This window comes from Chryseobacterium sp. T16E-39 (assembly GCF_002216065.1).
Lineage (GTDB): Bacteria > Bacteroidota > Bacteroidia > Flavobacteriales > Weeksellaceae > Chryseobacterium.
In genome coordinates, this window is record NZ_CP022282.1 from 3575355 (window position 1) to 3595830 (window position 20476).

The window sequence follows — 20476 nt, forward strand, 5'->3', positions numbered from 1 at the left end:
TTATAATGATTCTAAATAATATTTAAATAAATGATAAAAGTCTGTTAAAGATATTTTGGCGGATGGATAATTTGTTTTATTGAAATGTGAAATATTATTTTTTGTTAAAATTTATTCATATTAGTAATTTATAAATCGTAATTGAATATAAATGCTTTAATTATCACTTGGTTAAAAACTTGTAAGTGTTAATATTTATTAACATATTTGCTCCCTTAAATATATTAAAATTTGTTAATATGAATGTGAAATTACGTGTATTAACAGCTGGTGTTTTGTTTTTTACAGGACAAGCTGTGATTGCTCAGACAACCAAAAAGGATACTGCAACAAAAGAACAAGAGATTGAAGAAGTTGTTATGGTAGGGTTTGGGCAGAAGAAGACAGTGAAGGAATTAACTGGAGCGGTAGGGACTATGAAGGGAGATGCAATAAAGGATGTTCCGGTTGCGTCGGTTGATAAAATGCTTCAAGGTAGAGTTTCCGGGGTTCAAACTGGTAATGCTTCAGGACAGCCTGGAGGTTTTGCATCAGTTCGTGTAAGAGGGATAGCTTCAGTTAATGGTGGGGTAAACCCAATTTATGTGGTTGACGGAGTTAGAGTGCAAAGTGGTGACCTTACCACGGGTGCTACTACGGCTAACATTTTGGCTAACTTGAACAGCGATGATATTGAAAGTGTAACGGTTCTTAAAGATGCTGCTTCAACAGCAGTATATGGTGCTGATGCTGGAGCTGGGGTTATCGTTATTACTACAAAATCTGGTAAAAAAGGAAGACCAAAAATTTCATTAAATTTTGAATCTGGAACCAACTCTCGTGCTATCGAGGGGATGAGAGGATTAAATACAGAGCAATACAGATACTTATTATCTCACGCATTTTCAAACTCTGATGGTGTATCACCTGAGCAGGTTATTAGTGATATGCAGGCAGGGTTATATGGAGCAGTTGGGAAAAACATATTTACAACTCCAAATAATACAAACTGGAGAGATGTAACTAGTAGAAGTGGTTATCAAAATGCAGTAAATGCATCTATTAGCGGTGGAAATGATAAAATAACTTATTATAATTCCGCAAACTATTTCCTTCAGGAAAGCGAGTTGAAAGGATCTGATTTCAAACGTATGGGCTTTACTTCAAAAGTGGATATTAAAGCTACGGAAAAATTTAAAATAGGAACTGATATTCAACTTTCATATAGTAGGATTAACACTTTACCAAATGGTGGTGGATTTGCGAATCCAATATTATTTGAATTATTTGCAAGACCTACTGATCCGGGTTATAACCCTGATGGTTCTTATTATCTTGGAACTAATGGTAGATTAAGTAATAACTTATTTAATTCTGGTTACACACAGGAAAATAATTACTTCAGAGCTTCTACAGCAAGAATTTTTGGAAATGTTAATGGAGAATATCAAATCTTGAAAAATTTAACATATAAAATAGTTCTTGGAGCTGAATTGAATAATGTAGAAAATGATATCTATAGAAATCCAATTCATGGTGATGGATACCAGGTAAATGGTAGAAAAGCAGAATCTACAACGAGATATTTTAACTGGAACTTACAGAATATTGTGAATTATAACTTTACAATAGGAGAGAAAAACAGATTCAACATCTCTGCTATTCAGGAAGCTTATCAAAGAAATATGAGATATGTTGCTGGAGAAGGAGTGAATGTAGGTTCTCCATTTCTGGAAACATTGAGTAACTTTATCAAACCAACATATGCTAGAGGAGATAGATCTATTAGTTCTAGAAATGGTTATGCGGCAGTATTCAATTATGATTATGATAAATTAATTTTAGTTGATGGGTCAGTTAGAAGAGATGCACTATCAAACTTTACCCCTGGTCAAAAATGGGGAACTTTTTATTCAGTAGGAGTTGGAGTTGACTTAGCTAGATTACAATTTGTTAAAGAGCTAGATGTTATTTCTCAATTTAAATTAAGAGGATCATATGGTAAAGTAGGTAATACAATTAGCAGTACTCCGTATTCTCTATATGATTACACTAGTAATTATAATGATGTACCTGCTGCATCAATGAAATATGTTTATAACCCGAACTTACAATGGGAAACTGTAAAACCTTTAAGTTTAGGTCTTGATATGGGATTCTTTAAGAATAGACTTACAGTTACTGCGGAATATTATAACAAGAAAACTGAAGATTTAGTATTTAGTGTTCCTTTGCAAATGTCTCAAGGGTTACCAATTCCTTCTGAAAGTACTTTAACATATCCATTTATGGACGTTAACGTTGGATCATTAGTAAACAAAGGTTTTGAATTTACAGTTAACTATGATGTTATTAGAAAAGAAGATTTCAGTTTAAGCATTGGTGGTAACTTAAGTACTTTAGAGAATAAAATTACTTCATTATATGGAGGACAGGATGTTATTACTGGTTCAACAATTCTTAGAGAAGGAGAGGGGATTGGAACTTTCTATCTTAGAAAATGGGCTGGTGTAGACCCGAAGAATGGAGATCCTCTATGGTATAAAAATGGTCAAGATGGAGAGACTACCAATAAATATGCTGAAGCTGCTCTTGCGGTACAAGGTAGATCATATTCAAATGTATTTGGTGGTGTAAATCTTAATGTAAACTACAAAAACTTTACATTATCTGCGTTGGGGACGTTTGGATTTGGAGGTAAAGTTTTAAATGACTGGGCCTCTTATTCGCAGTCTGATGGTCAGTATACTTACTCATACCCTGGATCTACAGATGCATTGGATTTTTGGACTCCTACAAATACTAATGCAGCTAATCCAAAACCGATATATGGTAATGCAACAAACTCCAATAGATCTTCAACCAGATTTTTGTCTAAAACAGATTATTTGAGATTAAGTAATATTCGAGTTGGTTACAAATTCGATGCTAAAATGTTAAGAGGTACAGGTCTTCAAGGGTTTGAAGTATATGTTCAAGGAAACAATATCTGGACATATAGATATGATAAGAGTTTACGATTCGATCCGGAAAACAACTTAAATTCAACTAATAACCTTAATTTACCAGTTCAAAAAACATATTCATTAGGGTTCAATATTCAATTTTAATTAGTAAGAAATGAAAAAGTATATTTTAAAATATGGAATGCTAACAGTTTTATCGACTGCAGCATTAACTTCATGTAGTGATGATTTCATCGAGACTGAGTTCTATCAGCAGGTTCAGCAAGGACCTTTAAACACTATCGAAGAATTAGATTCTTTTGTTAAGGGACAGTATGTTTCAATGAGAAATGCTTCTTATTATGGATGTGACTTCTTGATGATTGGAGAAGCTAGAAGTGATAATATGTATTCTGATTTTGCTAACGGAGCTGGTTATTATCAGACGGTAGCATCGTACTCAATGACTGCAGGTGATTCTTATTCTTCTGGAGCTTATCAGAATATGTATCAGGTTATATCAAAAGCAAATATTGTTATTAATAATGTGCCTTCAGGACAATTAACATGGAAATCATCTCAGGATCCGGTGGTAATTCAGGCCAGAGCTAATTATTTAAAGGGTCAGTCTTATGCTGCTAGAGCTTTAGCTTTATTTGATCTGTTGAGATTGTTTGGTCAGGAATATGCAGGAGGAACTACTGGTGTTGTTATTCCTACAGTTTATGATCCTACAGCTAAGCAAGCACGTTCTACAGTTGCAGAAACAAGAGCTCAAATTGAGGCAGACTTTGATAAAGCACTTTCTTTGATGGGAGCACCAACTTCATCTGTACATACAATCAGAACGGAGATTAACCAATATACAGTAAAGGCTTTAATGTCTAAATATTATTTATATAAAGGTGATTTTGCAAAGGTTAGAACTTTGGTAGCTGATATTGTTGCTGCAAACAAATATTCTGTTGTCCCTGCTGCAGATTTCTCTGGTAGTTTTTCAAAAGCAAACTCTGCTCCAAATTCAATTTTTGAAATTGCTGTAGGTTCAACTAATGACTTAGGAACGACATCTGTTGCTAATAAATTAAACCTTGCTCCTGCTGGTTATGGAAACATGAAAGTTTTACCAGCATTAAGAACTTCATATCTTCCAACTGATATTAGAGGGTCTGTTGTTACAACAGCAAATGTTCTTAATGGTAAGTATGTAAATAGTTTTGATAATATTCATGTTATTAGATATGAGGAGATATTATTAAACGGGGCTGAAGCTGAACTTAATGGAGGGTCTTCTACTGTTGCATTAACTTATTTTAATGCAATTCAGTCTAAGCGTGGTACAGCTGCTGTAGGTGGATCTTTACCAGATGCTACTACACTTACATTAAATGATGTATATACGGAAAGAAAGAAAGAGCTTGTTGGAGAAGGATTTGGATATTGGGATCTACTTAGAAGAAACCAACCTATTACTCAGAGAAGTGCAAGTGGTGCGGCTGGTACTGTTCGAAATGTAGGAAACCAATTGTTAACATTCCCTATTCCTAGAGCTGAAATCAATGTTCCTGGAACATTGGTAACACCTAATCCTGGATTTGGTAATTAATAATATATAATCAATAAATAAAAAGCCGCTGTAAAGCGGCTTTTTATTCTTACAACTAAATATTATGAAGAAAATATTTTTTATCATATTGGGATTATTGGGACAAAGTCTCTATTCCCAAGACAGTGACATTCTAAATGTAGTAACTACACCAAATGGATTTTATAGTAAACCTATAAAAGTGAATAAAGAAGATCATCGGACTGAGGGGTCACCATATGTAAACGGAGATCAATTTGATAAGGTAAATATACAAGATTATAGTAAGAATGTTCAAGACCTTCGATATAACGCTTATCAGGATGAAATGGAGTTTAAGATGGGAGAAGAATTATATTATGCAAATAAATCAAATGGCCTCAAAATTGAATTTCCTGGACTTAAAAAAACGTACCAATCACTTACTTACTTTTATGATGGTAAGACGAGATCAGGTTATCTGTTGCTTCTCGTTGATAATTCCAAATTTTCATTATATAAAAGAGAAAAAATGGAACTCTTAGCGGGGACAAAAAGTAATAATGGTTTTACTACAGATGCCAATGACTATTATGCCAAAGACAAAGATCTATACTTGATTTCAAAAGACAAAAAATATTTTAAGTTTCCTAAGAATGTTTCAGAAGCTGCGGAAGTTTTTGCTATAGATAAAAAAGAGCTGGAAACTTTTGCAAAATCAAACAAAATTAATTTTAATAAGGAGCAAGATCTTGTAAAGTTAGTTGAGTTTATAAATCAGCATTAATTTATTAAAAAAACGTGTACTTTTGTATTTCAAAATTAGCGAATGAAATACTTGTTTCTTATACTTATCTTCTTTGGTTTTCTTTCTAATGCACAGGTTGTTAATAAAACAGATTCTAACAAGCTTGAAAAAAAACTGGCGGATACACTGGTTATTGACTCTGGAAAGAAGGATTCCCTAAAAATATTTAAACCTACTATTAATGATTATTTGTATCAGACCCAATTTTCTGAAAAGAAGATATTTGATACGGTAATGACTTATGAAAAAACATACATCTTCTCACAATATAATAATAAAGATAATTTTGGAAGAGTTCAGTTTCCTAATGTAGGTTCTGGATTTAACCCTCTTTCTTATGAAGTGAATTCAGAACAGAATTTATCATTGTTACCATCCAATAAATCTTATGGGATCATTGGGATAAGTGATGTAAAATATTATGATGTAAAAACACCAACAGCGACTTTTGTATATCATAATTCCATAAAGAATGGGGCAGTTCTAAAATCTACGTATACCCAAAATATTGGGAAACGGTTTAACTTTGCGTTAGAGTATATGGGACTTCGGTCGCAGGGTCTTTATAGGAATTCACTGGCAGCGAATAATAATACTTTGTTTTCCGGACATTATATCAGTAAAAGTGGGAATTATGAATTGTTTGCCCATTATCTGCATCAGAATGTGAATAATCAGGAGAACGGCGGTATTGTAGCTGATGATCTTTTTCAAAGTGGAAACAGTGATTTCAGTAACAGACTGAATGCGGAAGTGAATCTCGCCACTTCAAGTTCACAGTTTGGATATAGGCGGTATTATTTAAGCCATCAATTTTCTCCTTTTAATTCCGAGAAGTTTCCTTTTAGGATCAGACATACCATTTTTAATCAGGGAAATAAATATTATTATACCCAAAACACTCCAGAAGGATATTGGTATAATTTACCTACAGAACTTGTTAATGGTTTTCCTCTTTCAACAAAGAAATATTCAAATAATTTAAGCAATACAGTTAGTTTGGTTTGGGATAACGAAAAATTCAAACTTGATGCTGGGGTACGTTATCAGATGTTGAAATTTGGGGCAACCGAAGCTACTTTGCCTAATCTGCAGATTCCGGCCGAGATGAAGGAAAGCAGAATTGGAGCAGTGGGAAATTTACAGGTTAAACTTTTAAATAAGATCCAACTTAATTCATTTTTGGAATTTTCAAATGGTAGTCAATTTGGAACGTATTTAAAAACGACGAACAATATTAAATTTGAACCTGTCAAAGATTATTTTGTTAATGCAAGAGTGAATTTTCAAAGTGTTTATCCTTCCTTTAATTATCTCTTGAATACCTCAGTGTATAATAATTTTAATTATGTTCTTCAGGATGTGAAAAATCAATCTATCACTGAGATTGGTGGGAATATTAATCTAAAATGGTTTAAAACAGAATTGTTTGTTAATTATTTCAGAATCGACAACTATACCTATTTCGATGCTACTTCTAAACCAAGACAAAGTCAAAGTCCATTGAATATCTCTCAAATAGGAGGAGACGCTACATTCAGTTTTGGTAAATATCATTTGAATACCAGAGTGCAATTTCAAAACGCATTGACGAATAAAGATTTATACCCAATGCCAGGCTTTATAGGAAGAGCTAATTTTTTCTATCAAACGAAAGCATTTAAAAATGCTGCAGAAATTCAGGCTGGTTTAAAAGTTTATTATTTTTCAAAGTTTGCTTCGAGAGAGTACTTTCCGATACTTAACGAATATATTTTGCCAAGAGCTGATTCATTTTCAATTGGAGGCCAACCCATCGCAGATATTTATATTAATATGAAAGTGAAAAAGATGTTCTTTTTTGTAGAGGGACAACAGATTGGTACTGTTATATCACCTAATAAAGCCTATGCATTTCCACATTATCCGGTTTATGACTTTAGATTAAACCTTGGAATTGTTTGGTATTTGTTCAACTAAAAGCTTAATCACAGTTGAAAACAATCAATAAAATATCATTTAATGATATAGAAAATATCCCTCAATTAATAAAAGATTTTTTAGATCAAAAAATTGAGGGTTTTGAAGAATCTACATTTTCCTTAGATCATTTTGGAAAACAGATCCATTTAAAACAGCAATCTTTTACCCAAGAACAGAGGAATGAGCTTTTTAATGAGCTTGAACGGCAACATTCGAATCTCCAACTTTCAACAAAACAGAAGGAGAATTTAGAAAACTTAAAGCTTTCTTACACTTTTACAATTACAACAGGACATCAGTTGAATTTGTTTTCAGGACCTGTTTTTTTTGTTTATAAAATTTTACAGACCATTAAAACGTGTTCTTATTTAAAGGTTAATTTTCCTGATTTTAATTTTGTTCCTGTATATTGGATGGCTTCAGAGGATCATGATTTTGCTGAAATCAATCATTTTAAAACAGAAAATAATTATTACGAAATTAATGAAAAGTCTGGTGGGCCAGTTGGAAGGATTCAGGTAAGCGATACATTTTTTATTTCTGAATTTGAAAAAGAATTTAAAGATTCTGTTTTTGGGACCGAACTTATTTTAATGCTTAAAGAAGCATACAAAGTTGGGAATACTCTTACAGAGGCTATTAAGATTTTAGTGAACAGACTTTTCTCTGATTTTGGACTACTGATCATTGATGGGGATTCCAAAGCATTGAAAAATCAGATAAAAGATATTTTTAAAGACGAGATCCTTAATTCCAGTTTGTACAATATCTCTAAAGAAAAAGTAAATTTTCTTACACAGAAATATGGAAAGGTTCAGGTAAATCCCAGGGAAATTAATTTGTTTTATCTTTCAGAGACAAGAGATCGAATAGATCTGGAAGGAGACGGATATAGAATTGTTGACACTCCTATTCATTTTACAAAAGAAGAGATTGTAAACGAATTGGAAAATACACCTGAGAACTTCAGTCCGAATGCTTTAATGCGTCCTGTTTATCAGGAAAAAGTATTGCCAAATCTGGCTTATATTGGGGGCAATGCTGAAATTATGTATTGGCTTGAATTAAAAGATTATTTTGAAAGAGTAAACATTCCGTTTCCTATTCTCATTCCAAGGAATTCAATGTTGTTCTTACAAGAGAAGATTATAAAGAAAATAGGCAGACTTGATCTTAAAATAGAAGATTTTTTCCAAAACTTTACTACCATCACAAACAGTAAAATTTTAGAGGATAATACTATTCTCAAATTACTTGAAGAAAAAGAAGATTTTTTGGTCAGCAGCTTCTCACAACTAAAAAACCGTGCAGAAACAACAGAGAAGTCTTTTGGGAATATGGTTAAGGCTGAAGAAGTGAGACAGCTTAAATCTTTTAAACGGTTGAAGAAAAGACTTCTTCATGCTGAGAAAATAAAACAAAGCGAATTGCTTGAAAGGCTGGAAAATTTATTTTTAGAGGTACACCCTTCTAAGACATGGCAGGAAAGGGTTTATAATTTTAGTGTCTTTTTTGCTGATTATGGATATTCATGGCTTGAAACTTGTTTAGAAGAAATGGTGGTTCAAGAATCAAAATTAATAATTGTTGCCATTTAATTTTAAAGAAGTATTTTTGTAAATTATAATTATCTACTATGATAAAAAGGTTTTTATTCTATCCAGTTTATGTATGGTTTTGAGTATTTCTGCTCAACAATCACATACCGTAGTTAAAGGAGATAATCCTTATAATATTGCCAAGAAATATGGTATGACTGTGGATGAACTGTTGAAACTAAATCCAAAATTTAAAGATGGTAAGCTGACAATTGGTGACGTTCTCACGGTTAAGACTGAGAAAGGAACTACAGCTTCTGTTAATAAGGCTGCTGTTATAGAAAAGGCTAAGCCATCTTCTCAAGCTACTTCTCAGGTTGGTAAAATTGTTTTACAGCCCAAACAGACTATTTATGGGATTACAAAGCAATACCGTATTTCTGAGACTGATTTGAGGAAGCTGAACCCTGAGTTAGATACCCATATGAAAATTGGTGATGAGATTACATTACCTTATGAAAGTATTAAAAAGTATGGAGGTAATCAACAGCCGGTAGTGGTTTCTAAGCCAGCAGAAACTGTTGTGAGTGTTCCTGCAGTAAATGCAGTAGCAGATGAAAATAGCTATACGATTCAATCAAAGGATAATTATTACAGAATTACAAAGCAGTTTGGAATCAGCCAGCAGGAACTATATGCTTTAAATCCTGGTTTGGAGGAAAAAGGATTGAAACCTGGTGAGGTGATTAAAGTTAAGAAATCAAATAGCAATGCTACGAATACGGTTGCAGAACCTGTTAATTCTAAAACTAAAATTGATTCCGGAAACGAAAAGTCTTCTACTGGTTCATCCAATACAAATACAGAACTAGCAGATGAATATGTGACTTACACTGTTCAGCAGGGTGACACTGTTTTCTCAATTGTGAATAAATATGGGGTTTCCATTGATGAATTGATCGCATTAAATCCCGATCTGTCTCATGGATTAAAAACCGGAATGGTTTTAAAAATCAAAAAATTAGATCCTGCATATATAAAGAAAAGTGGAGATGCGCTAAGTGTTGTGCTAATGCTTCCTTTTGGATATAGTACCAACGAAACCCAATATCGTACAATGGCAATGGATTTTCTGACTGGAGCGAAATTAGCGATCGAAAGAAATGCCAGAGGGGGTCAGAAATTAGATGTTAAAATTGTGGATTCAGGAAATGAAGCGTCATTTAGAAATTCATTAACTCAGATCAATCCTAATAATACTGATTTAATTATCGGTCCATTCTTTAAGTCTAACGTTATTGATGTTTTAGATTTTACTAAAACTCAGAAAATTCCTATTGTAGCACCATTTGCTAATTCTCCGGAATTATATAACTATAGTAATCTGGTGATCATTGAAACAAATGATCAGACCTATGCTGATAAAATTGTAGATGAAGTAAAGACAGTATATTCAGATCAGAAGATCTATATCGTTGCTGATGGTAAAAAAGAAAATGCAAATTATATTAAAGCTGGTCTTGAAAAAGCAGTTAAGAATCCGAATATAACAATTGTAAGTTCTCCTTCTGAAATTAAGGCAGATCAAAATATGATGACAGGGCAGTCTGCACCTGTGATTGCTATTTTAGCAAGTGATAACGACAGTACAGGTGATGCTTTTTCAAACAGAGTCATTGCTCTATCAAAAGAAGTACAGGGAATGAAGGCTTTCAGTATGTACTATGTTCCAAGTTTTGAGAAGAAGGTGGATGATTTAAGCCAGGCTAATCTTGTTTATTTAATGGACAGAAAGATTAATACAGACGGAAGTTTTGAAAAAGAAATTTTAGCTGCTTATAAAAGTAAATATTGCAAAACTCCTCCTCGATATGCAATCATTGGTTTTGATGTTGTAAATGATATGCTAACCAGAGAGAATAAAAAAGGAGAGATTTTTAAGCAAATGAATAAAGTTCAAACACAGCTTGCGACTAAATTTGAGTTTGTAAAGTCCAAAGCTAATGGAGCTTATGTGAATACAGGGTATCGTGTAATCCGATTAGTTCCTTAGAGAACTCGATTGAATGAAAGATAATCTTAACATTATGTTTATATTTGCATAATATTTTAAATTATTAGATGAAAGCACTTGTATTTCCTGGGCAGGGTTCTCAATTCGTTGGGATGGGAAAAGAATTATACGATTCTCGAAAAGACATAAAGGATTTGATGGAATCTGCCAATGAAATTTTAGGGTTCGATATTTTATCCCTGATGTTTAACGGGACAGACGAAGACCTCAAGAAAACTGAGGTTACTCAACCTTCTATTTTTATACATTCAGTAGCTGCTCTTAAAGCAGTAAATGGTCTGGGTGCCGAAATGGTAGCCGGGCATTCATTAGGTGAATTTTCTGCATTGGTTGCTAATGGCGTATTGTCTTTTGATGATGGTCTTAAATTGGTTTCTGAGCGTGCGAAAGCAATGCAGGAAGCTTGTGACATTAATCCAAGTTCAATGGCTGCAATTTTAGGTTTAGAAGATGCTAAAGTTGAAGAAATTTGTGCCCAGATCAATGGAATTGTTGTTCCGGCAAACTATAATTGTCCAGGACAATTGGTAATTTCAGGTGAAACTGCGGCAGTAGAAGAAGCTTGTGTGAAATTAAAAGAAGCAGGAGCTAAAAGAGCTTTATTGTTGCCTGTAAACGGAGCTTTCCATTCTCCACTGATGCAACCTGCACAGGAGAGACTAGCTGCCGCTATTGAGCAGACTAAATTCAGAAAAGCAACGATTCCTGTTTATCAGAATATTACAACAACAGCAGTTACCAATCCTGACGAAATAAAACAAAATTTAATTGCTCAGTTAACGGGTCCGGTAAAGTGGACACAATCTGTTCAAAACATGATTAAAGATGGGGCGTCTAACTTCGTAGAGGTTGGCCCTGGAAAAACGCTGCAAGGGTTGATCAAAAAAATTGACAATTCTGTAGACGTTGCCTCTGCAATTTAATTAAAATAAAATGGGCGAGATATTTTCACCAGGAAAGCTAATGCTTACTTCAGAATATTTCGCAATAGATGGAGCTCTTGTTCTGGCGGTACCAACCAAGCTAGGACAAGAGTTTTTCTTTGAGGAGATAAAAGATGGACAGTCATTTGTTTTTTGGGAGGCTTACCATCAAAATAAACTCTGGTTAAAAGTTACCATAGATTATAGTACATGGGAGATTGTAGAAACCAATATCCCTTCTAGTGCTGAATTTCTTGTAAAAACTTTAAAAAATGTTCAGCACCTTTCTGATAAGAAATTTCTGGGTGACAATTCTTATTTCTTAAAAACCAATCTTCAGTTCCCCCCTGACTTTGGATTAGGCAGCAGTTCTACATTAATGAATAATCTTTCAGTATGGGCTGATATAGATCCTTTTCAATTAAATACCCTCAGTTTGGGAGGAAGTGGTTATGATATTGCCGTTGCTAAAGAAAAGTCTGCAGTTTTATATCAGAACAAACCTCAAATACAATACAAAAAGGTAATTTTTGATCCTGTGTTTAAAAATGAATTGATTTTTATTCATTTAAATAAAAAACAGGACAGTAGAGAGGGAATCAATCTTTATAAATCTATGATGAAATCTCCGGAACTGGTTGAATATTTTTCATCCCTTACCAATCAGGTTTTGTTATGCTCCGAATTGGATATATTTTCACAGCTCATGCTTATACATGAAGAGAAGATTTCTCAATTTCTGAATATTCCCACGGTTAAAGAAAAGTACTTTGATGATTGTCCGGTTTTTGTAAAAAGTCTTGGCGCCTGGGGCGGAGATTTTGTAATGAGTACCAAATTTCGAGGCTTTAAGGACTATTTTCGGGGAAAAGGTTTTACTGCTATTTTTGAATGGGACGGCATAATTAGCTGATATATACGTGTTTGCCGTTCTGTATTTTTCTTTGTCATTCTGACTTATATCATTATATTTAACCACCTGTAACAATAAATTAATATTTAATTTTGTTGGACTAAAAAAAGAAATAGAAAATATAAGTAAAATGAAACACGCTAAAATCATCCAGGATTTGCAAAAATTAGGGATTAAAGGAGACTATGAATTAATATATAATCCTTCTTATGAGGAATTATATCAAGCAGAAGTTTCTCCTGAAAATCAGGGTTTTGAGAGAGCTGAACTTACGGAATCTGGTGCAGTATCAGTAAAAACAGGAATTTTTACTGGCCGTTCTCCTAAAGACAGATATATTGTTCAGGATGATGTTACAAGAGACACAATTTTCTGGGATGGTAAGGTAAATTTACCAACTACTGCAGAAATCTTCCAGTCTTGTAAAGGATTAGTGCTAGACCAACTTTCTTCTTCTAAGAAAATTTATGTAGTAGATGCATTTTGTGGAACAAATGCGGATACAAGACTTAAAGTAAGATTCATTGTAGAAGTTGCATGGCAGGCGCATTTCGTTACTAATATGTTCATCCGCCCATCTCATTATGAGTTGGAAAACTTTGGAGAGCCTGATTTCACTGTCGTGAACGGTTCTAAAACAACTAACCCAAATTGGGAAGCTCAGGGGTTACACTCCGAAAACTTTGTTATGTTTAATCTTACTGAGAAACTACAGATCATTGGTGGTACTTGGTACGGAGGAGAAATGAAAAAAGGAATGTTTGCGATGATGAACTATTACCTTCCATTGAAAGGTATGGCATCTATGCACTGTTCTGCAAACGTAGGTGAAGAAGGAGATGTTGCTTTATTCTTTGGCCTTTCAGGAACTGGTAAAACAACTTTATCTGCAGATCCAAAAAGATATCTTATTGGAGATGATGAGCATGGCTGGGATAATAACGGAGTATTCAATTATGAAGGGGGATGTTACGCTAAAGTAATTGATTTATCAGAAGAAAAAGAACCGGATATCTTCAGAGCGATCAAAAGAGATGCTTTACTTGAAAATGTTGTGGTAAACAATGGCGTTTCCGATTATACTGATAATTCTATCACTGAAAATACTAGAGTTTCTTATCCTATATATCATATTAATAAGATTGTTTTGCCTTCTAAAGCGGGACATGCTAAAAAGATCGTTTATCTTTCTGCTGATGCATTCGGGGTATTGCCTCCGGTTTCTATTTTGGATGAAAATCAGGCGCAGTATCACTTCCTGTGTGGGTATACTTCCAAATTAGCAGGTACTGAAAGAGGAATTACTTCTCCAGAACCATCTTTCTCGCCGGCTTTTGGTGAGGCATTCTTAACATTACACCCTACAATGTACTCTAAAACATTGATTGGTAAAATGAAAGAACATGGAGCAAAAGCGTATTTAGTAAATACAGGATGGAATGGTACAGGGAAGAGAATCTCTCTAAAAGATACAAGAGCCATTATTGATGCAATCATTGATGGATCTATAGAAAGTGCTCCTAAAACTCAGATCCCAATTATGAACTTGGAAATTCCAACAGCATTGCCTAATGTTTCTGAAGGTATTCTGGATCCGAGAAATACATATGATAATGCTTCTGAATGGGAGGAAAAAGCGAAAGATCTGGCTTCAAGATATATCAAAAACTTTGAACAGTATTGTAATACTGAGGAGGGAAAGAAGCTTATTGCTTCAGGACCTCAACTACAAGGACAGACGATATAAGCATAAAATTAAAAGCCTCATCACTGATGAGGCTTTTTTTTCTTTATATTTTTAATTTGAGTGAAATTAAAAACTCAATAATGCTAATCTGTATCCCTGTAAACCAAAGCCCGATAATATGGCATCGGTATAGGCTGCGGTTACAGATTTTTGACGAAATTCTTCTCTTTTATAAATATTGCTGATATGTACTTCAATTTTTGGCTTCTGGATATTTTTTAAACAATCAGCTATTGCATAAGAATAGTGGGTAAAAGCCCCTGGGTTAATTATTACAGCATCAAAATCGTCTTTCTGAAGTCTATTGATCAGCTCCCCTTCAATATTAGACTGGTAATAGCTTAATTTATAAGAAGGAAATTCCGACTTTAATTTTTCTAAATACTCCTCCATTGAAATGGTGCCATAAATTTCAGGCTCTCTTGTGCCTAACAAATTAAGATTTGGGCCGTTTACAATTAAAATTTTCATGACATAAAATTAAAAAGTTTTTTTGATTAGCTGTTAAATTTCTCCCTTTATTTAAACTGCGACTACTTCATTTCTTTCAATGATATTTCTCATGTTTTATGATCTAATGTTTTTTGTAAGGCTTTGTTTATATGCTTTTTATGTAAAAATTAAGTTAATTTTTCTAAAATTAAAACAAAAATTTCGAATAGTCTACTTGTTTTGTGGACTATTTGTTTTTAGATTTGCATCCATATTTCGATCGGCTTATAAAGAAAGATGGAGGGAACTGACCCTGTGAAGTCTTAACAACCTGCCTGGGGCAAGGTGTTACATTCAGCCTTTTTAGGAAAGATAAGCAATAGGTTGTCAAATGTATTGATGCCCTTTGCTGTATTTCAACGAAGGGTGATTTTTTTTAATATATTTGATAAACAAAATTGATTATGAATAGTAAAAAATTATTTAATGCAAAAGTTTTGATTCCACCAAGCGCTTTATTCTTCTTGGGAATAATAAGTATTAATGGGCAGGAATTAAAACAAAAAAAAGATACACTTCGCGAGAAAGATATTGACGAAGTTGTAGTAGTAGCTTACGGGAAGGCTAAAAGAACGAGTTACACAGGTTCTGTCGCGACGATCTCAAGTGAAAAAATCAATAACAGACCCGTCACTAACATTACAAAAGCATTAGAAGGCCAGGTCGCAGGTCTCCGGGCAGTAAGCGCTTCCGGACAACCCGGAGCTACGGCAACCATCCGTATCAGAGGGATTGGATCAATCAGTGCATCAAGTAATCCTTTATTTGTGGTAGATGGAATTCCTTTTGATGGAAATATTAATTCTATCAGTCCTAATGATATTGAATCTATCAGCGTTTTAAAAGATGCTACAGCCAGCTCTTTGTACGGATCAAGAGGAGCCAATGGGGTAATCATCGTTACTACAAAATCCGGAAAAAAAGGAGAACCGCGTGTGAATTTTAATATCAGTCAGGGGTTTTCAGGGCGGGCCGTAAAAGATTATGAGCAGGTAAATACAGATCAGTACTTTCAACTGTATTGGGAGGCTTTAAGGAATGGATATAGATCCAGTCAGATATCTTCTCAACAGGCTGCCCAGATGGCAACCAACAATTTGGTGAACGAGTTGGGAATTAATCCGTATGGACAAAATTATGTCAACCCTGTTGGAACTGACGGAAAGCTTTTACCGGGAGCAAAAGCTTTATGGAATGACGACTGGAGAGATATTCTTCAAAGGGTTGCTTCCAGAAACCAGGTAGATCTGGATTTTAGTGGAGGAAATGAGAAAGGAAATTACTTCTTTTCCCTGGGTTATCTGGATGATAAAGGAATTGCTATAGGTTCTGGTTTCAAAAAGTACAGTACCCGATTGAAAATTAATAATGAAGTCAAAAAATGGTTGACCATTGGTGCTAATTTAAGCTACACAAACAGTCTTCAGGAAGCTCCGCCTTCTTCGGACTCAAGAACAGATAATATTATTAATGCAGCGAGGGTAATTCCTTCTTTTTATCCTTATTATGAGCGAAACCCAGATGGAAGCTATCATCTTGATGCCAATGGGAACTATATTTATGATTTTGGAAAATACAGACCAACAGCTGCTTTGCAAAATCAAAATGCAGCTGCAACTTTACCGTTAGATAAGAACGAAAACAGGGAAGATAACTTTTCAGGGAAGGGATATTTGGATTTTACCTTCTTACCTGAACTGAAGTTTAAATCAAGTTTCTCCATAGACCTTGTAAACTATAATGGACATTATTATTCTAATGCTTTATTAGGAGAAGGGAGGGAAACAGGGGGCTCAGTGACAAAAACAAATTCAAGAACCTTATCATATACCACAAGTAATATTTTGACCTATGATAAAAAATTCAACCAGCATCATTTTAATATTTTAGGGGGACAGGAATTTTATCATTATGAGTATCAGACCATATCTGGAAACAGAAGTCAGTTTTCTTTGCCTTACTATTATGAGCCGGATGCCGCTGCTTTACTGGGGGGCTTTAGTGGAAATAGCGACAAACTAGGTTTATTGAGTTTTTTAGGTAAAGTAGAATATGATTTTAAAAATACCTATTTCATTTCCGGGTCTGTAAGGGCTGATGGGTCTTCAAGATTCTCACGTGAAAACAGATGGGGAACCTTTTGGTCTGTCGGAGGATCATGGAAAGTATCTAATGAAGCCTTTATTAAAGATTTAAATTTCTTTGATCAGCTTACTCTTCGGGCAAGTTACGGAGGGCAAGGGAATGATAAACTAAGTACTTATTATGCTTATCAAAGCTTGTATGGATTCTACAATAATCTTGGTGAAGGAGGTACGGTAGCAAGAAGACTTCCTACTCCAGATTTAAAATGGGAAACCAATCTCAACTCAAATATAGGGTTGGAATTTGCGATACTTAAAAATAGAATAAAAGGGAATGTAGAGTACTTCCAGCGTAAAAGCAAAGACCTTTTATTTGATAGACCTTTAGCTCCTTCACTTGGTTTCAGTGGTTATTCTGCAAATATAGGAGAGTTAAAAAATACAGGATTTGAATTTTCACTATTTACTACACCGGTTAAAACAAATGACTTCCAATGGGATGTTGACGTCAATTTAACTACTCTGAAAAATAAAATTACCAAGCTTCCAAAAGGCCCTATTGTTACAGGAACTAAATTATTGCAGGTAGGAGGTTCTGTGTATGATTTCTTTATTCCTGAATGGATGGGTGTAGATCCAAGCAATGGTGCTCCTTTGTGGAAATATATTTATCAGGATGCCAATGGAAACACTGTAGAAGGAACGACTTCTGAATATGCAAAAGCTACAAAAACTTTACAGGGATCTTCTTTACCGAAAGTTTCAGGTGGAGTTACGACAAGTATCACCTATAAGAACTTTGATTTCTCTGGGCTGGTAACATTCAGCATTGGGGGTAAGATCCTTGATACAGACTATACGATGTTGATGTCTAACGGAAGCAACGGGGGAAGAGCCTGGAGTGCTGAAATGCTTAACAGATGGACTCCGGAAAATCCAAATACTGATGTTCCTGCCCTAAGTACGAAAACAAATAACTGGACATCTACATCTTCAAGATTTCTATATTCGGGAACATATGCAAGGGTTAAAAGTGTGAGCCTTGGGTATACGCTGCCATCAGATTATTTTGGAAAGCTTGGATTGAAAAAATTCAGAATTTACCTACAGGCAGAAAATCTCCTGACCTTTTATAAGCATAAAGGAATGGATCCGGAACAGGCTATTGATGGAACCACGTATTACAGGTATCCTGCAATGAGAACAATTACTTTCGGCCTTCAGGCAACTCTTTAATCTTAAAATTAAAACAATGAAAAAAATAAAATATTTATCTCTTATCCTAATCGGTGCACTGTCTCTAAGCAGTTGTACAACTGATCTGGAAACAGCACCTACCGATCAGGCAAATGAAGCAGAAGTTTTTAAAACTGCTGAAAGTGCTGAAACTGTCGTTAATGGAACATGGGCGAAATTTAATGATGATGGACCAACCTACGCAAATATTGGCTATTCCACAGTGTTGAGAACAAGCGATGCGATGGGAAGTGATGTCGCGGTTTTGACTAATAAGTATGGATTTGGCTCTGCATATGCGTTTACAGATCTGGTAAATAATACAGGAAGTCGTTCTCTTTTTTTCTGGAGTACATTGTATTCGGCAATCAACAATATGAATAATGTGATCAGCCGAATTGATGGAGTGGAAGGGAGTCAGTCCAAAAAAGATCAGGTAAAAGGCCAGGCAAAAGCCTTGCGTGCTTTTTGTTATTTAAACCTGGCTAGTTTTTATCAGTTTAGTTATTTAAAAGATAAAAATGCTTTGGTTGCACCTATTTACACTGAACCTACTACAACCAACTCTGTGGGAAAAAAGAGAGCAAGTCTTGAAGAAATTTATGCTTTAATTAAAAATGACCTTTCTGAAGCAGGACTTTTGCTGGATAACTATACCCGAAATAACAAAGATAAAATTGACAAGTCTGTTGCTTATGGATTGCTGGCAAGGGCGTATTTAAATACAGGTGAATGGAGCAAAGCTGTTACTGCTGCACAGATTGCAAAAGCAGGTTTTCCTTTGATGGCTCCTGAAAAATATAAAGATGGATTCAATGATGTTACAAATGGAGAATGGATATGGGGACATGGTCAGACACAAGAGCAATCTGGAGCAAGCTATGCATTTCATTATTTAGATGTTTCATCTTCGGGAAGTTTTTATTATAGTTTTATGGCTGATCCATATTTTAAAGATCTGTTTGATACCAATGACATCAGATATCAATTATTCCAATGGGATGGGCTTCCGGGAAGGGAAGGACTTCTGAGATATGCTAAGTTTAAATTTAAAGCGAATCTTATTGCAGATATTGTGTACATGAGATCGGCTGAAATGTATTTAATCGAAGCAGAGGCAGCAGCTAGAAATGGCAATGTTACCAATGCCATAACAGTTTTAAATCAATTAAAATCGGCGAGGCACGCCAATGTTTATAATGGCCCATTAGCACAAAATGATGTGATAAAAGAAGTTCTGATTGAAAGAAGAAAAGAATTATTTGGGGAAGGATTTTCATTATCAGATATCATAAGAACTCAAAGTACTGTCGTAAGAAAACCTTACACAGATGCTAACGGACAACCAATAAAGGTTCAAATTACAACTCCGGATGGCACCGTAAAAATGGTAAATGGAAGGGGACATTCTGTTTTCTCTTTCCCTGACCAATCTGCTTTTGCTCCGAACAGCAGATACTATTTGTTCACGATTCCACAGAAGGAGGCGGAGAATAATCCGAATTTATAGGATTTTAAAAGGGAGTTGCTTTAAGTAACTCCCTTTTAAATTTTTGGCTTAATATTTTTTTTACTCTCCTTGTATTATAACAAGAATTTATAGCAGAAAAAGATGATGAGTATAACATCTTTACTGTCTTATGTTATTTTTTTATTTGTTTGATCCTGTATCCTTTTTCAGACCGGGTTATATTTATTATAAATAGAGAATAAATAAAAAACTGCCTCAAAAATGAGGCAGTATAAGTAATTGTTACCTAAATAAACAATTAATGAGAAATTGTTTTAGTTGCATTAATGCTTGTTTTTAGTAGCCATTTATTTTTTCCTTTTTGTAGAAGATAAATTGTTAAATTTTCTTCGAGGCCACATACTTTGTCTAATCCAACTATAGCCATTGCTCCGTCTTCAGATATTAATGGTTTAGATAATTTTGTTATGCAAAAAGACTTTGAGTCTTTAAACTTATTTTTTATTGCCGATGTATCTATTTTGTATTTTTCATTTCTTTTAATATTAAAATGTAAATCTTTAAATTCTTCTTCCTTAAAATAGTTTAAAGATTTCTCTAAATAGAATGGTTCGGTAGATAGATTTTTTAGTTTAATATTATTGGAATGCAAAAAATCATTAATAATTACATATTCATCTTTGTTATCAGAACATGCAATACAGGATAGTACTAAAAGTGTTGTAATAATTGACTTCATA

13 protein-coding genes and 1 riboswitch are annotated in these 20476 nt (G+C 34.2%); of the genes, 11 read left to right on the forward strand and 2 right to left on the reverse strand.

Features of this window, described 5'->3' with window-relative positions; translation table 11 throughout:
- Positions 1 to 239: 239 nt before the first annotated feature.
- The 9 genes from CEY12_RS16205 (at position 240) to pckA (ending at position 14453) form a co-directional block, all read left to right on the forward strand.
- Positions 240 to 3089, forward strand: a complete 2850-nt coding sequence (locus tag CEY12_RS16205) for a SusC/RagA family TonB-linked outer membrane protein (protein WP_089028681.1) — start codon at positions 240 to 242, stop codon at positions 3087 to 3089.
- 10 nt (positions 3090 to 3099) lie between these two features.
- Positions 3100 to 4530, forward strand: a complete 1431-nt coding sequence (locus CEY12_RS16210; protein ID WP_089028682.1) for a RagB/SusD family nutrient uptake outer membrane protein — start codon at positions 3100 to 3102, stop codon at positions 4528 to 4530.
- Positions 4531 to 4594: 64 nt separating this feature from the next.
- A complete protein-coding gene (locus CEY12_RS16215) occupies positions 4595 to 5275 on the forward strand; it encodes a hypothetical protein (RefSeq protein ID WP_089028683.1) in 681 nt (226 codons plus the stop codon).
- A gap of 42 nt (positions 5276 to 5317) precedes the next feature.
- Positions 5318 to 7255 carry a putative porin gene (locus tag CEY12_RS16220; protein ID WP_089028684.1) on the forward strand — a complete coding sequence of 646 codons (1938 nt, stop codon included), beginning with the start codon at positions 5318 to 5320 and terminating at the stop codon, positions 7253 to 7255.
- 14 nt (positions 7256 to 7269) lie between these two features.
- Positions 7270 to 8856, forward strand: a complete 1587-nt coding sequence (gene bshC, locus CEY12_RS16225) for a bacillithiol biosynthesis cysteine-adding enzyme BshC (RefSeq protein WP_089028685.1) — start codon at positions 7270 to 7272, stop codon at positions 8854 to 8856.
- Between the two features lie 73 nt (positions 8857 to 8929).
- Positions 8930 to 10849, forward strand: coding sequence for a LysM peptidoglycan-binding domain-containing protein (locus tag CEY12_RS16230; protein ID WP_089028686.1), 1920 nt, complete (start codon positions 8930 to 8932; stop codon positions 10847 to 10849).
- A 68-nt stretch (positions 10850 to 10917) separates the two neighbouring features.
- Positions 10918 to 11793, forward strand: coding sequence for an ACP S-malonyltransferase (gene fabD / locus CEY12_RS16235; RefSeq protein ID WP_089028687.1), 876 nt, complete (start codon positions 10918 to 10920; stop codon positions 11791 to 11793).
- Positions 11794 to 11803: 10 nt separating this feature from the next.
- Positions 11804 to 12706, forward strand: a complete 903-nt coding sequence (locus CEY12_RS16240; RefSeq protein WP_089028688.1) for a GYDIA family GHMP kinase — start codon at positions 11804 to 11806, stop codon at positions 12704 to 12706.
- Positions 12707 to 12836: 130 nt separating this feature from the next.
- Entirely contained in the window at positions 12837 to 14453 is a 1617-nt protein-coding gene (pckA, locus tag CEY12_RS16245) for a phosphoenolpyruvate carboxykinase (ATP) (protein WP_089028689.1), read from the forward strand.
- Positions 14454 to 14519: 66 nt separating this feature from the next.
- On the opposite strand, the gene CEY12_RS16250 is transcribed toward pckA, so the two are convergent.
- Positions 14520 to 14924, reverse strand: coding sequence for a type II 3-dehydroquinate dehydratase (locus CEY12_RS16250; RefSeq protein ID WP_089028690.1), 405 nt, complete (start codon positions 14922 to 14924; stop codon positions 14520 to 14522).
- Between the two features lie 243 nt (positions 14925 to 15167).
- Positions 15168 to 15264: riboswitch (SAM riboswitch) on the forward strand.
- An 85-nt stretch (positions 15265 to 15349) separates the two neighbouring features.
- Between CEY12_RS16250 and CEY12_RS16255 the strand changes: the two genes are divergently transcribed.
- The gene (locus CEY12_RS16255; protein WP_089028691.1) at positions 15350 to 18265 is read left to right on the forward strand and encodes a SusC/RagA family TonB-linked outer membrane protein; all 2916 of its coding nucleotides are present in this window, start codon (positions 15350 to 15352) and stop codon (positions 18263 to 18265) included.
- A gap of 16 nt (positions 18266 to 18281) precedes the next feature.
- Positions 18282 to 19775 carry a RagB/SusD family nutrient uptake outer membrane protein gene (locus CEY12_RS16260; protein WP_089028692.1) on the forward strand — a complete coding sequence of 498 codons (1494 nt, stop codon included), beginning with the start codon at positions 18282 to 18284 and terminating at the stop codon, positions 19773 to 19775.
- A gap of 259 nt (positions 19776 to 20034) precedes the next feature.
- On the opposite strand, the gene CEY12_RS16265 is transcribed toward CEY12_RS16260, so the two are convergent.
- On the reverse strand, positions 20035 to 20475 hold the full coding sequence (locus tag CEY12_RS16265; RefSeq protein ID WP_089028693.1) for a hypothetical protein: 441 nt from the start codon (positions 20473 to 20475) through the stop codon (positions 20035 to 20037).
- Position 20476 lies beyond the last annotated feature (1 nt).

What these genes read in the sequence shown, in the direction of transcription:
- CEY12_RS16205 (WP_089028681.1), top strand. Translation starts at nt 240, where the DNA reads ATGAATGTGAAATTACGTGTATTAACAGCTGGTGTTTTGTTTTTTACA.
- CEY12_RS16210 (WP_089028682.1), top strand. Translation starts at nt 3,100, where the DNA reads ATGAAAAAGTATATTTTAAAATATGGAATGCTAACAGTTTTATCGACT.
- CEY12_RS16215 (WP_089028683.1), top strand. Translation starts at nt 4,595, where the DNA reads ATGAAGAAAATATTTTTTATCATATTGGGATTATTGGGACAAAGTCTC.
- CEY12_RS16220 (WP_089028684.1), top strand. Translation starts at nt 5,318, where the DNA reads ATGAAATACTTGTTTCTTATACTTATCTTCTTTGGTTTTCTTTCTAAT.
- CEY12_RS16230 (WP_089028686.1), top strand. Translation starts at nt 8,930, where the DNA reads ATGGTTTTGAGTATTTCTGCTCAACAATCACATACCGTAGTTAAAGGA.
- fabD (WP_089028687.1), top strand. Translation starts at nt 10,918, where the DNA reads ATGAAAGCACTTGTATTTCCTGGGCAGGGTTCTCAATTCGTTGGGATG.
- CEY12_RS16240 (WP_089028688.1), top strand. Translation starts at nt 11,804, where the DNA reads ATGGGCGAGATATTTTCACCAGGAAAGCTAATGCTTACTTCAGAATAT.
- pckA (WP_089028689.1), top strand. Translation starts at nt 12,837, where the DNA reads ATGAAACACGCTAAAATCATCCAGGATTTGCAAAAATTAGGGATTAAA.
- CEY12_RS16250 (WP_089028690.1), bottom strand. Translation starts at nt 14,924, where the DNA reads ATGAAAATTTTAATTGTAAACGGCCCAAATCTTAATTTGTTAGGCACA.
- CEY12_RS16255 (WP_089028691.1), top strand. Translation starts at nt 15,350, where the DNA reads ATGAATAGTAAAAAATTATTTAATGCAAAAGTTTTGATTCCACCAAGC.
- CEY12_RS16260 (WP_089028692.1), top strand. Translation starts at nt 18,282, where the DNA reads ATGAAAAAAATAAAATATTTATCTCTTATCCTAATCGGTGCACTGTCT.
- CEY12_RS16265 (WP_089028693.1), bottom strand. Translation starts at nt 20,475, where the DNA reads ATGAAGTCAATTATTACAACACTTTTAGTACTATCCTGTATTGCATGT.